Genomic DNA, 13,412 nt, shown 5'->3' with positions numbered 1-13,412 from the left:
GAGGAGTGGCTTACCGCAGACGCAACTCTGTCCCTATTCGCTATTCGCTCGAGTTTACCGCTTTGCAATCGGCACGTAGTCGCGTTCCGGCGCACCTGTATAGAGCTGGCGCGGGCGGCCGATCTTCTGGTGCGGATCCTCGATCATCTCTTTCCACTGCGCGATCCAGCCGACGGTGCGGGCGACCGCGAACAGCACCGTGAACATGGTGGTGGGGAAGCCCAGCGCCTTCAGCGTGATGCCGGAATAGAAATCGACGTTCGGGTAAAGCTTCTTCTCAATGAAATAGGGGTCGGTCAGCGCGATCTTCTCCAGCTCCATGGCGATGTCGAGCAGCGGATCGTCCTTGATGCCGAGTTCGCCCAGAACCTCATGTGCCGTCTTCTGCATGATCTTGGCACGCGGATCATAGTTCTTGTAGACGCGGTGGCCGAAACCCATCAGCCGGAACGGGTCGTTCTTGTCCTTGGCGCGGGCGATGAATTCCGGGATGTGGTCGACATGGCCGATCTCGCCCAGCATGTTCAAGGCCGCCTCGTTGGCGCCGCCATGGGCCGGTCCCCACAGGCAGGCGATGCCGGCGGCGATGCAGGCAAACGGATTGGCGCCCGACGAGCCGGCGAGGCGGACGGTCGAGGTCGAGGCGTTCTGCTCGTGATCGGCGTGCAGGATGAAGATGCGCTCCATCGCACGGGCCAGAACCGGATTGATCTTGTATTCCTCGCACGGCACGGCAAAGCACATATGCAGGAAGTTGGCCGCGAAATTCAGCTCGTTCTTCGGGTAAATGAAGGGCTGACCGATGTGATATTTGTAGGCCATCGCCGCGATCGTCGGCATTTTCGCGATCAGCCGCATCGATGCGACCATGCGCTGATACGGATCCGAGATGTCGGTGGAATCGTGATAGAAGGCCGACAGCGCGCCGACCACGCCGCACATCACCGCCATCGGGTGCGCATCCCGGCGAAAGCCAGTGAAGAACCGCGACATCTGCTCATGCACCATGGTGTGGCGCGTCACCCGGTAGTCAAAATCGTCCTTCTGCGCCTTGGTCGGCAATTCGCCGTAGAGCAAGAGATAGCAGACTTCGAGGAAGTCGCCATGCTCGGCCAGCTGGTCGATGGGATAGCCGCGATGCAAAAGGATGCCGGCATCGCCGTCGATGAAAGTGATCTCCGACTCGCAGCTTGCCGTCGACGTGAAGCCGGGATCGTAGGTGAAGGCCCCAGTGGTGCTGTAAAGCGAGCCGATATCGATGACATCAGGTCCGACCGAGCCGCTTCGCACCTTGAGTTCGTGAGTTTTGCCGCCGAACTCAAGTTTTGCAGTCGACGCCTGGGTTTTGCCGCCAAATTCCATTTTTGTCGCAGCTTCGGACATTGCAAACTCCTTTTGGTTTTCTCATGCCGGCAAAGGCGAAATATCTGCAACGCAACACGTCGAAAGGATCGGAGTCCGCGCGTTTACGCCCGCAATTGGATTTGCGTGCCAAATTGGGCCAAGACCTAATGTTGCACTGCGAAACCCACCTTTCAATGCCAATCTTCTTAGGCCAGTTTTGCTAATCGATTTGATCCGCGACGCGCGCCAGGCTTTCGTCGCGGCCAAGCACGGCAAGCACGTCGAACACGCCGGGCGAGGTGCTCTTTCCGGTGAGCGCGGCACGCAAGGGTTGGGCCACGGCGCCGAGCTTGTGGCCGCCAGCCAGTGCATATTCCCGGATCGCGGCTTCCGCCGCTTCGGCCGTCCAATCGCCTGAAATCGCCTTCAGCGCCGCGTGCGCGCCCCGCAGGATCTTGCGCGCTTCACCGCTGAGCAGCGCCGCCGCCTTGTCGTCGATCGGCAGCGGCCGCGCGGCAAACAGGAAGGCGGCACCGTCGGCCAGCTCGACCAGCGTCTTGGCGCGCTCCTTCAGGCCTGGCAGGGCGGCAAGCAACTGCGCCTTGCGCGTGTCGTCGAGGCGCGGTGCGATCGCCGGGCCGCCTTCGAGATAGGGCAAAGTGGCGATGAAGATATCGAGCAATTCGGCGTCGTTCATGCGGCGCATGTGCACGCCGTTCAGCGCCTCGAGCTTGGCGAAGTCGAAGCGGGCGGCTCCCTTGTTGACGTCGCCGATGTCGAACCATGCAATCATGTCGGCGATCGACATGATTTCGTCGTCGCCGTGGCTCCAGCCGAGCCGCGCCAGGTAGTTGAGCAGTGCCTCGGGCAGATAGCCCATGGCACGATAGGCTTCGACGCCGAGGGCCCCGTGCCGCTTCGACAGCTTGGCGCCGTCGGCGCCATGGATCAGCGGGATATGCGACATCGACGGCACGTCCCAGCCCATGGCCCGATAGATCACCATCTGGCGGGCGGCATTGGTCAGATGGTCGTCGCCGCGGATGATGTGGGTAATGCCCATGTCGTGATCGTCGACGACGACCGCATGCATATAGGTCGGATTGCCGTCCGAGCGCAGGATGATGAAATCGTCGAGATCCTTGTTGGGGAAGCGGACATCGCCCTGCACAAGGTCACGCACCACCGTCTCGCCGTCGGCCGGGGCCTTGATACGGATGGCGCCCTTGGCGCCGGCCGGCGCCTCAGACGGATCGCGGTCGCGCCAGCGGCCGTCATAGCGGGGAGGCAGCCCCTTGGCCCGCGCGCTCTCACGCATCGCCTCCAGCTCAGCCGGCGTCGCATAGCAGTGATAGGCCTTGCCGAGGCGCACCAACTCCTCGGCGACAGCGCGGTGGCGCGGCGCGCGCTCGAACTGCGATACCGGCTCGCCGTCCCAGGTGAGGCCGAGCCAGGAGAGCCCGTCGAGAATGGCGGCGGTTGCCGCATCGGTCGAACGCTCACGATCGGTGTCTTCAATGCGCAGCAGCATCTTGCCGCCGGTGTGTTTCGAATACAGCCAGTTGAACAGCGCCGTCCGGGCCCCGCCAATATGCAGGAAGCCGGTGGGCGAGGGGGCAAAACGGGTGACGACCTTGTCGGACATGGAACTCTCGGGCAAGCGCAGGAAACCGATGTGGTTGCGCGGACTTTCGCGCGTCGCGCGTTCATGTAGCATAGGAGGTCAAGGGCGCAAGGGGCAGACCCGATGGCTGGACCAGGCCGCGGCGTGGACGAGAGTGAGGGCGTGATCGCAAGCGTCAGCGAACGATCGCTGTTTGCCGACGTTCCTCTCGCCGAGCCGCTACCCGTTTCGCTGCCTGCGTCGCACCCCGGCATCCAGCCTCTCTCGCCGGACCGCTCCGCGCCGATATCGGCTCCAATGCCCGGGCCTGTCGTTCGTTTCCGCCGACAGTTCCGCCGTCTTTCACCATCCGGCATCCGCAACAGCGTTGTTTTGGCGGCCGGCATGGAACTCGACCGCGGCGTCGCCTTCCTGCTGGTGCCGGTTTTCCTGGCAACCGGGGTGATCGTCTATTTTTCGCTTGCCGTGGAACCGGACTTTCCCCAACCCGTAGCCGTTGTGGTCCTCACGGCATTGTGCGCAGCGGTCACGCGGTCATGGCGCAAAACGCATTTGTGTTTCATGGCAGCGTTGCTGTGCGCGCTCGGCGTGCTCGCCGCCAAGGTTGAAACCTGGCGCGCGGGAACGCAGATGCTCGGTTCGGTAATCCAGACCCAGCTCACCGGCCGCGTCGTCAGGCTCGACCAGATGGCGAACGGCCGGATCAGGCTGACCCTCGACGTGATATCGACCGCCCGGCCGACACTGCATTATGCACCGGAACGTGTCAGGGTTTCGGCACGTAAAATTCCCGCTGAGATGACCGCAGGCTTGGTGGCAACCGGCTATGTGAGGCTTCTGCCTCCGACTGGCCCGGTTAGGCCAGACAGCTATGACTTCTCCTTTGACAGCTATTTCGCCGGTATCGGTGCCAGTGGCTTTTTCCTCGGCAATCCGAAGATCGTCGCTTCCGAAGATGCACCGTTAGCCGCGCGCCTGTCTTCGTCGATCGAAAAGGCCCGCGAAACCATTGCCGACCATATCAGGGACAGCATCGGTGGCGCCGAGGGGGAGATTGCCGCTGCGCTGATCGTCGGCGTGCGTGCCGGCATCCCCGAAGAGATCAACGAATCGATGCGGCGCACCGGCATCTACCACATCATCTCCATTTCCGGCCTGCACATGGCGCTTGTCGCCGGCACAATCATGGGATTGCTGCGCGGCGCCTTTGCGCTGTTTCCCGATTTTTCGTCGCGTCGGCCGGTCAAAAAATATGCGGCCGGCGCCGCACTCCTTTCCATCGCTGCCTATCTCATTTTTTCCGGTGTCGTGGTCGCGGCTGAGCGCAGCTTCATCATGCTGGCGGTGATGCTTGTCGCCGTACTGTTCGATCGGGCCGCGCTCACCATGCGCAATCTTACGATTTCAGCCATCGCCGTCATCGTCGTGTCGCCGCACGAGGTGGTCGGCCCAAGCTTCCAGATGTCGTTCGCCGCGACCGCGGCTCTCGTGGGCGCCTATGCCGGCTGGTCCGACTATCGTGCCGACAAGGCCACCGCGCCGCCACAGCGACGGTCCCCGGTCGCTTTCGTCACGCGGAAACTCGTCGCTGGGACAGGCACCATAGCAATGACCTCCATCATTGCCGGCAGCGCCACCGCGCTCTTCGCCATCTGGCACTTTCAGCGCGTCTCGCCGCTCAGCCTGTTCGCCAATCTGGCCGTCATGCCGATCGTCACGATCGTCATGTTCCTGGCGGTCATCAGCGCCTTGACAATGCCTTTCGGCTTCGACGGCCCCTTCCTCTACATGATGGGCAAGGGGCTGACGGCCATGATTGCAATATCGGGATGGATCTCCGAGCGTTCGCCGGTCGATGCAGTCGGGCTGATTTCGTTGCAGTCGGTTCTGCTGGTGACGGTCGCCCTGGTCATCGCCACGATGGCGACGACATGGTTGCGGCTTGCGGCACTTCCCTTTGCGCTTGCCGGCCTGCTGACGATTTCCGAGACACGCACCCCCGACGTGCTGATCTCGGAGGATGCGCATCTGGTGGCGCTGCCGATCGGCGGCGGCGAACTTGCCGTCAATCGGGTGCGTTCGAACGAATTCACCACCAACAATTGGAAACATGCGCTGACTTCAGCGACCATTGTCGAGCCGGAGACGTTCGAAAAAGGAGACGTGCGGTTCGACATCGCCGACCCGGCCGACCTGCCGCCGGGAGCGCCTTTCTACTGCACTGCCGGCCTGTGCCTTGCCCGGCATCCGTCCGGCGCGATCATCGCGCTCGCCGACGATCGCAAAATCGCGCGGCCAGCCTGTGCCTTTGCGGATCTGATCGTCATCGACGATGCCACAGCCTATTATAATCCCTGCCGCAATCCGCTGGTTCTAGTCGTCACCAAACGGCAGCTCGCTCGCATGGGCAGTGCTGCCGTCTTTTTCGATCCGCTATCGGCGACGACGCGCGCAGAAATCCGTTTTGCTGTCAAACAGCCATATAGGCCTTGGCATGAGCAACGGAGATTTTCGCGCGAGGCGAGGGGCCTGCCGCCATACCGCAGGGCCGAGAAACCCAAGAAAGCTGCCGCTCAGTAACGTCGGATCAACCCGACCAGCTTGCCTTGCACCTTGACCCGGTCCGGCCCGAAGATGCGCGTCTCATAGGCCGGATTGGCGGCTTCCAGGGCGATCGAGGCGCCTTTGCGGCGGAACCGCTTCAGCGTCGCTTCCTCCTCGTCGACCAGTGCGACAATGATCTCGCCAGGTTGGGCGGTGTCGGCATTGCGGATGATGACTGTGTCGCCGTCGAAAATGCCGGCCTCGATCATCGAATCACCCTTGACCTCCAGCGCGTAGTGCGTGCCGCCGGTGATCATGTCCGGTGGCACCGAGATCGAATGCGTCTGGTGCTGGATGGCATCGATCGGTACACCGGCAGCGATGCGGCCCATCACCGGGATGGAGACGGTGGCAACGACATCGTCGTCATTGCCGGCCGAAGGCATGCGTGAAGGCGCCGGCTTGATCTGTCTACCGAGACTGCCCTGCCCAAGGCTGCCCTGGATGACGCTCGGCGAGAATTTGCGCGCCGCATTGAGGCCGGGCGCGATTGAATCGGGCAAGCGCAGCACTTCCAGCGCGCGGGCGCGGTTGGGCAGCCGGCGAATGAAGCCGCGCTCCTCCAGCGCCGTGATCAGCCGATGGATTCCCGATTTGGAGGCGAGGTCGAGCGCTTCTTTCATCTCGTCGAACGAGGGTGGAATGCCGCTTTCCTTCAGCCGCTCGTGGATGAACATCAGCAGCTCATGTTGTTTGCGTGTCAGCATCGCGACCCCCAACAGAATCAGAAAAACAAACCCAGAACAAACACTATCTGTTCCAGTTGTGTTCCGCAACCGTTTAAAGTTTAATGAATGTGTTGACGGTTTGTTCAGCGTAGCATCAGCACGCTGCAGGCGGCGCCTGTCGCGGCTGGGGGTGCGAATGGCTCGCGCACGATCAGCCCGTCGGCGTCGGCCAGCATTCTGAGCATCGAGGAATCCTGGATGCCGAACGGCGTCGCCTTAAGCGTGCCGGCCTCTTCCTTCACCACGGCGCGTACATAGTCCTGCCTGATATCGTTGGCCGGCATGGCGGCGCCGAGCCGCGCCTGGCGCATGTCCTGCCGGTAGGCGCGGCCGCCGAGCCGCGCAAGCAGCGGCTTCAGGAAGAGCTGCGTGCAGACCAGGCTCGCCACCGGATTGCCGGGCAGGCCGATGCAGCGGATATCGCCCAGCCGCCCGAACATCAGCGGCTTGCCCGGCCGCATGGCGATCTTCCAGAAATCGAGCGTCATGCCTTCGCCAGTCAGCACGTCATGGACGAGGTCGTGGTCGCCGACCGAGGCGCCGCCCAGTGTGACGATGACGTCGGCTCCTGCATCGACCGCCTTTTTTACCAGCGCGGCGATCGCCTCCTTGCGGTCGGGGGCGATGCCGAGGTCGAGCGCGCTGGCGCCGACCGAGCGCGCCGCGGCGGCGACGCCATAGGCGTTGGACGAGATGATCTGGTCGGGGCCAAGGTCGCTGCCTGGTGGCAGCAATTCGTCGCCGGTGGCGATGATGGCGACCAGCGGCCGTTTCACCACGCTGACCTGCGGATGGTTGGCCGACGCTGCCAGCGACAACGCCGCCGGATCAAGCAGGCGGCCTTTCTCCAGCAGAAGATCGCCCTTCAAGAAATCGAGCCCGAGGCGCCGGATGTTGCGGCCTTCAACCGTAGACGCGGTCACTTCGATGCTGCCACCGCCGAGATCCCTGGCGTTCTCTTGGATGACGATGGTGTCAGCGCCTGCGGGAAGCGGCGCGCCGGTGAAGATGCGCACGGCCTGCGCCGGGCCGACCGTTCCGGCAAAGCCGCGTCCGGCCGGCGCCGTGCCGATCACCGAAAGTCTTGCCGGCACGGAGGCGACATCCTCGGCCCGCACTGCATAGCCGTCCATGGCGGACGCGTTGAAGGGCGGCTGAGTGCGGAGCGCCGTGAGCGGTTCCGCCAGCACCCGGTCGGCGGCGTCCATCAGGGTGACGCTTTCAGCTTGCAAGGGCGCAGCATCTTCGAGCAGGCGCTCAAGCGCCTCGGCGACCGGAAGCAGCGCCATTATTGGCCTGCCTCTTGGGCGCCTACCTTGTAGTCGCCGGATTTGCCGCCGGTCTTTTCCACCAGCCTGATGCCGGAGATCACCATGGCGCGGTCGACCGCCTTGGCCATATCGTAGATGGTCAGGCAGGCGGCCGAGACGGCGGTCAGCGCCTCCATCTCGACGCCGGTCTTTCCGGTGACACGGGCCAGCGCCGTGACCTTCAGGCCGGGCAGCGTCGCGTCCGGTTCGATGTCGACGGATATCTTGGTCAGCAGCAGCGGGTGGCAGAGCGGGATCAGCTCATGCGTCCTCTTGGCCGCCATGATGCCGGCGATGCGCGCGGTGCCCAGCACGTCGCCTTTCTTGGCGTCACCGTCGAGGATCATCTTCAGCGTTTCTGGCCGCATCGAGACAAAACCTTCGGCGATCGCCGTGCGGGTCGTTTCCGCCTTGTCGCCGACATCGACCATATTGGCTTCGCCTTTCGCGCCAAGATGGGTGAGGGCAGCCGTCATCGTCAGACGGCCTTAGAGCGACGTGCGTCCGTTTGGACGCACAAAGTCGGCTCTAATGGTTTGGATTTATGCATCGTGCTCTCCGAAAATCGATTCCGATTTTCGGGCCGATGCATGAGCCGGCGCCTTGCCCGTCAAAAGCAGGTGCGTTGCGGCGGCCACATCCTGTTGCCGCATCAGGCTCTCGCCGACAAGGAAGGTACCAATGTCGCTTTTTTCCAGCCTGCGGCAGTCCTCGTGCGAGAAAATACCGCTCTCGCTGACCAGCAGGCGGTTCGCCGGCACCATCGTCGCGAGCCGCTCCGAAGTATCGAGACTGGTTTCGAACGTCCGGAGGTTGCGGTTGTTGATGCCGATCAGCCGGGACGACAGTTTCAGCGCGCGTTCCGTCTCGGCTTCGTCATGCACCTCGACCAGCGCGTCCATACCGAGCTCGAAAGCCGTCGTTTCGAGCTCCCTGGCCACGGCGTCATCGACGCTCGCCATGATGATCAGGATGGCGTCCGCGCCCCATGCACGGGCTTCGAACACCTGATAAGGCTCGAACAGAAAATCCTTGCGCAAGGCGGGCAATGTCACGGCGCTGCGCGCAGCGGTGAGGAATTCAGGCGCGCCCTGGAAGGACGGCGCGTCGGTCAGCACCGAGAGACAGGCGGCGCCACCTCTCGCATAGGCTCTGGCCAATGCCGGCGGATCGAAATCGGCTCGAATCAGGCCCTTGGACGGGCTCGCCTTCTTGATCTCGGCGATCAGCGCGAAGCTGCCGGATTTGCGCATAGCTTCAAGGGCCGAGAGAAAGCCGCGCGGCGCATCGGTGTCCTTCGCCCGTGCCTTGATCTCGGCAAGCGGCACGCGCGCCTTCGCCGCCGCGATCTCGTCGCGTTTGTAGGCTTCGATCTTGCGCAGGATATCAGACACGGCTCTATCCGTTCGAAATCTCGACCAGCCGATCGAGCACTTGCAGCGCCCGGCCGCTGTCGATGGCTTGCGCTGCCGTCGCCATGCCGTCGGCAAGGGTCGTGGCCTTGCCCGCCACCACCAGTCCCGCCCCGGCGTTCATCAGCACCGTATCACGGAAGGCGCCAGCTGCACCGCCCAGCATGTCGCGCAGCGCCTGGGCGTTGTAGGCGGCATCGCCGCCGCGCAACTCGTCCTTGGTGTGACGCTTCAGCCCGACCGCTTCCGGGGTCAGCGTAAAGGTGCGGATCTCACCGCCGACCAGTTCGGCCACTTGGGTTTCACCGGTGGTGGTGATTTCGTCATAGCCATCGCCATGGGCGACCCAGGCGTGTTCGGCGCCCAGTGCCTTCAGCGTCTCAGCCACCGGCATGATCCATTCCGGCAAGAACACGCCAACCATCTGCCTGCTGACACCAGCCGGATTGGAGAGTGGGCCAAGCAGGTTGAAGATGGTGCGGGTGCCGAGCTCGACGCGGGTCGGGCCGACATGCTTCATCGCCGGATGATGCGCCGGCGCGAACATGAAGCCGACGCCTGCATCGTGGATGCAGCGGCTGATCGTTTCCGGCGGGATATCGATCCTGACGCCGAGCGCGGTCAGCACGTCGGCGGCGCCTGTCTGCGAGGACAGTCCGCGATTGCCGTGCTTGGCCACCGGCACGCCGCAGGCGGCGATGACGAAGGCGGATGCGGTCGAGATGTTGACGCTGTGGGAATTGTCGCCGCCGGTGCCGACGATGTCGATGGCGCCAGCGGGCGCATCGACACGCAGCATCTTGGCGCGCATGGTGGCGACGGCGCCGGAAATCTCGCTCACCGTCTCGCCGCGCACCCGCAGCGCCATCAGGAAACCGCCGATCTGGCCGGGCGTAGCGTCGCCCGACATGATGATGTCGAAGGCCTCGCGCGCCTCCTCGAAGGATAGGGCGCTGCCGGCCGCGACCTTGGCGATATGGGTCTTGAGCGCGCTCATCTGGTCAGGGCTTGGGCAACGGCTGTCTGGTCGATGCGAACGTCGTATTGCGTCTGCAACTGCGCCACCAACTGGTCGAGCAGGTCGTCGGACATACCGGAGGTGAAGGATTTCTGCGCGTCCTCTGGCACCGAGCTGGCGTCGGCTCCGGCAGGCTCGAAGACTTCGGCAATCTTGAACAGTATCTGTCCGTCGCCGGTGGGCGAGGGGATCAACCCGGTCCCGCCTTCGCCTTCGCCGAACATCGCAGCCGCCCCTTCCTTGCCGAAATCGACGTCATCCGCCTCGCGCTTGACGCCGCGCTTGGTCTGCTTCTCGAGCTTGAGCTCGCTTGCGATCACATCGAGCGTGGCGCCGGCCGTAAGCCGCTTTTCGAGTTCGTCCGCTTTCGCCGTAAGCCGCTTGGTCGTTTCCGCCGCCGTCCAGTCGGCCACTACCTTCTGGCGGACTTCATCCAGTGTGCGGTCACGGGCCGGCGTGATCGAATCCACCTCGTAAAACACGAAGCCGTTGCCGGCGGTTGTGAGGTCGGGATTCTCGGCGCCGGGTTCGGCGTCGAACACCGCCTTGATGAGATCTGGCGATTCCGGCAGATCGTTGACGATGGTACCGTCCGGCCTCTGGCCGGTGCGATCGATCGCGTCGATGGTGACAACCTTCAGCTTCAGTTTTTCGGCAGCTTGCGCAAGCGTGCTGCCCGAAGCGCGGCTATCTTCGTAGTTGTCATGCACGTCCAGCAGAATGCGGCTTGCCTCGCTCAGCGCCAGATCCTTGCGGATTTCGGCGGACACTTCGGCCCGCGGCTTCACCACTTCGGGCTTGATATCGGTGACGCGCAGCAGCACCGGACCAAAGGCGCCCTGAACGACCGGGCTGACTTCGTTGACGTTGAGCGCGAAGGCGGCGTCGGCCACCGCCTTGTCGGCTATCTTGTCCTTGGACAGCGTGCCGAGCAGCGTGTCGGCTTGCGTCTTGCCCTCGGCGGCAACGATTTTGTCGAAGGTCGCGCCGGTCCTGAGTGAATCGAGCGCGGCCTTGGCGGCATCAGCCGTCTTGAACACGAGCTGTTCGATAGTGCGCGTTTCCGGCGTGGTGTAGCGCCCCTTGTTCTTGTTGTAGTCGTCGCTGACCTGTTGGTCGGTCACAGCACTCAAATCCATAATGTCTTGCGGCTCGAGCCTGACATAGGAGAATTTGCGGTACTCAGGCGCCGCATAGGTCTTCTTGTTTTCCTCGAAATAGGTCGAAAGCGCACTGTCGGACGGCGCTTCAATCGGCTCGACCAGCGATTTCGGTAAAGTCAGATAGTCGATGGTGCGGTCTTCGCCACGATAGAGCGCGACCGCCTTCAAGAAGGTATCCGGAGTCTTGAGACCGTCCGAAACCGCCTCGACGATCTGCTGGCGCACAGCCACCTGGGCGCGATTCCTGAGATAGTCTTCAGGCCGCATGCCGACCTGTTGCAGTATGTATTCGAAAGTCCTTCTGTCGAACGTGCCGCCAGGGCCCTTGAAGGCCGGGTCCTCATGCGTGAGTTGGGCCAGGCGGTCCTTGGACAGCCCAAGCCCGAGCTTGCGGGCCTGCTCATCGAGCACTGCACCCGACACGAGTTGCGCCAGCACTTGGTTATCCAGGCCGAGCGCCGTCGCCTGCTCGCGGCTGATGCGCTGGCCGAATTGCTGCGACATCACGCTGATCTGCCGATCATAGGCGAGGCGATACTCGTTGATCGATACTTTGGTGCCTCCGGCGGTGATAACCGCGTCATGGCCCGCAAAACCACCCAGAAGCTGCCCCGAAATGCCCCAGACGGCGAAGCTCAACACCAACAATACCAGCAGCGCCTTCGCCACCCAGGTCCCCGCCGCGCTTCTCAAGATACCAAGCATGTCACTTCCGATTTTTTGCGCATTTTCGCATGCGCCGAGTCTGAAACAAGCGCAATAGCGTCCTTCCGGCCCACTGTCGATTGCTTTGTGGGCTGAGTTTGGTAGTGAGGACGCAGCCGAATATTGCCCGGAGAAGCAAATCCCATGACGCCAGGAATCCGCCCGCTGGTCGCAGGCAACTGGAAAATGAACGGCACCAGTGCCTCGCTCAACGAACTCAGGATGATCGGCAACGGCTTCATGAGCGGGCTCGATGCGGAGACCGAAGCGCTGGTCTGCGTTCCGGCGACGCTGCTTGCGCACGCCGCAGAGATTTTGTCGCGTACGCCGGTCCGGGCCGGCGGAGAGGATTGCCACACCAAGGAGAGCGGCGCCCATACCGGCTGCATTTCGGCCGAGATGCTGAAAGATGCGGGCGCCAGCCACGTCATCGTCGGTCATTCCGAACGCCGCGCCGATCATAACGAGGACGACGCGACCGTTCAGGCCAAGGCGTCCGCTGCGTGGCGTGCCGGGCTGGTGGCCATCATCTGCATCGGCGAGACGAGAGCCGAACGCGAAGCGGGCGCTACGCTCGACGTGCTGTTGCGCCAGATCGCCGGCTCAGTGCCGCCCAACGCCACGGCGTCGAATACCGTCATCGCCTACGAGCCGGTATGGGCGATCGGCACAGGACTGACGCCGACCGCCGCCGACGTTACAGAGGCGCATACGCATATTCGCGAAAAACTGTCGGAAAAGCTTGGCAGCTCAGCGGCGAAGATGCGCATCCTCTATGGTGGCTCGGTCAAGCCGTCGAACGCCGTCGAACTGCTTGGCGTGAAAAATGTCGACGGCGCGCTGGTCGGCGGCGCCAGTCTGAAGGCGGCGGACTTTCTCGGCATCGCCGAAGCCTATCGAAATATCTCCTAGCGCCTAGACCTGTCAGGCGCTTCGGATAGGCAGTGCCGCAGCGGAAATCGTTGCAAAGGGCGCATTGCTTCCCATATTCCGGCCACGGGCTTGGAAATGCCGTCAAAGCATTGTATTGAGCCGCCTCCAAATCACCGGTCGTATCCACGGCCGCGCAAGGCTTTGCCAGGATAAACTATGGAAACCGTACTAATCGTCGTCCACCTCATGGTCGTGCTCGCTCTTGTCGGTGTGGTGCTGCTGCAGCGCTCCGAAGGCGGTGGTCTCGGCATCGGCGGCGGATCGGGCTTCATGACCGCGCGCGGCGCCGCCAACGCGCTGACGCGGGCGACGGCGATCCTGGCCGCGGCTTTCTTCGCGACCTCGCTGACGCTGTCGATCATCGCCCGTTACGGCGAGAAGCCGATCGATATTCTCGATCGCGTGCCAGCGGCGAACGGCGCGGGCGGTGGCGTGCTTAACCAGTTGCCTGGCACTACGGCGCCGACGCCGCCTTCCGGCAACACGGCACCAACGCCACCTTCCGGCAATGATGCCGCAGCTCCGGCTCCCGCTGCGCCGCCTGCAGCGGGTTCGACCACACCGCCGGCCA

The 13,412-nt window shown here is 63.3% G+C and carries 11 protein-coding genes; 3 read left to right on the top strand and 8 right to left on the bottom strand.

Annotated features, from left to right (window positions below):
• Window positions 1–54 precede the first annotated feature (54 nt).
• Together gltA and gltX are read right to left on the bottom strand one after the other, a co-directional pair.
• Entirely contained in the window at window positions 55–1,383 is a 1,329-nt protein-coding gene (gltA, locus tag E5W87_RS10405; RefSeq protein WP_292396689.1) for a citrate synthase, read from the bottom strand.
• Between the two features lie 181 nt (window positions 1,384–1,564).
• Window positions 1,565–2,989 (bottom strand): glutamate--tRNA ligase, encoded by a 1,425-nt coding sequence (gene gltX / locus E5W87_RS10400; protein ID WP_292396687.1) that lies wholly within the window; start codon window positions 2,987–2,989, stop codon window positions 1,565–1,567.
• A 102-nt stretch (window positions 2,990–3,091) separates the two neighbouring features.
• Here gltX and E5W87_RS10395 point away from each other — a divergent pair, with 102 nt between their 5' ends.
• Entirely contained in the window at window positions 3,092–5,548 is a 2,457-nt protein-coding gene (locus E5W87_RS10395) for a ComEC/Rec2 family competence protein (protein ID WP_292396686.1), read from the top strand.
• Here E5W87_RS10395 and lexA read toward each other — a convergent pair.
• From lexA to E5W87_RS10365, 6 genes are all read right to left on the bottom strand, one after another.
• Window positions 5,542–6,279, bottom strand: a complete 738-nt coding sequence (gene lexA, locus E5W87_RS10390) for a transcriptional repressor LexA (RefSeq protein WP_292396683.1) — start codon at window positions 6,277–6,279, stop codon at window positions 5,542–5,544. The two genes, E5W87_RS10395 and lexA, sit on opposite strands and share 7 nt — an antisense overlap.
• 104 nt (window positions 6,280–6,383) lie before the next feature.
• Window positions 6,384–7,589 carry a gephyrin-like molybdotransferase Glp gene (gene glp, locus E5W87_RS10385; protein ID WP_292396681.1) on the bottom strand — a complete coding sequence of 402 codons (1,206 nt, stop codon included), beginning with the start codon at window positions 7,587–7,589 and terminating at the stop codon, window positions 6,384–6,386.
• Complete coding sequence (moaC, locus tag E5W87_RS10380) at window positions 7,589–8,086, bottom strand: cyclic pyranopterin monophosphate synthase MoaC (RefSeq protein WP_292396680.1); 498 nt, start codon at window positions 8,084–8,086, stop codon at window positions 7,589–7,591. The genes glp and moaC overlap by 1 nt, the downstream gene beginning before the upstream one ends.
• Window positions 8,087–8,152: 66 nt before the next feature.
• A complete protein-coding gene (trpC, locus tag E5W87_RS10375; RefSeq protein ID WP_292396678.1) occupies window positions 8,153–9,004 on the bottom strand; it encodes an indole-3-glycerol phosphate synthase TrpC in 852 nt (283 codons plus the stop codon).
• Window positions 9,005–9,008: 4 nt separating this feature from the next.
• The gene (gene trpD, locus E5W87_RS10370) at window positions 9,009–10,019 is read right to left on the bottom strand and encodes an anthranilate phosphoribosyltransferase (RefSeq protein WP_292396676.1); all 1,011 of its coding nucleotides are present in this window, start codon (window positions 10,017–10,019) and stop codon (window positions 9,009–9,011) included.
• Window positions 10,016–11,908: a SurA N-terminal domain-containing protein gene (locus tag E5W87_RS10365; protein WP_292396674.1), complete on the bottom strand. Its 1,893-nt coding sequence runs from the start codon at window positions 11,906–11,908 to the stop codon at window positions 10,016–10,018. Before E5W87_RS10365 ends, trpD begins: the two co-directional genes overlap by 4 nt.
• Before the next feature lie 144 nt (window positions 11,909–12,052).
• Here E5W87_RS10365 and tpiA point away from each other — a divergent pair, with 144 nt between their 5' ends.
• Entirely contained in the window at window positions 12,053–12,820 is a 768-nt protein-coding gene (tpiA, locus tag E5W87_RS10360) for a triose-phosphate isomerase (protein WP_292396672.1), read from the top strand.
• Between the two features lie 177 nt (window positions 12,821–12,997).
• Window positions 12,998–13,412: preprotein translocase subunit SecG (gene secG / locus E5W87_RS10355; RefSeq protein WP_292396670.1), on the top strand; the 415-nt coding region annotated here is incomplete at its 3' end.

Source organism: Mesorhizobium sp. (assembly GCF_004962925.1).
Lineage (GTDB): Bacteria > Pseudomonadota > Alphaproteobacteria > Rhizobiales > Rhizobiaceae > Mesorhizobium.
The sequence above is the reverse complement of the archived record's forward strand: the minus strand, read 5'-3'. Positions and strand labels throughout refer to the sequence as shown.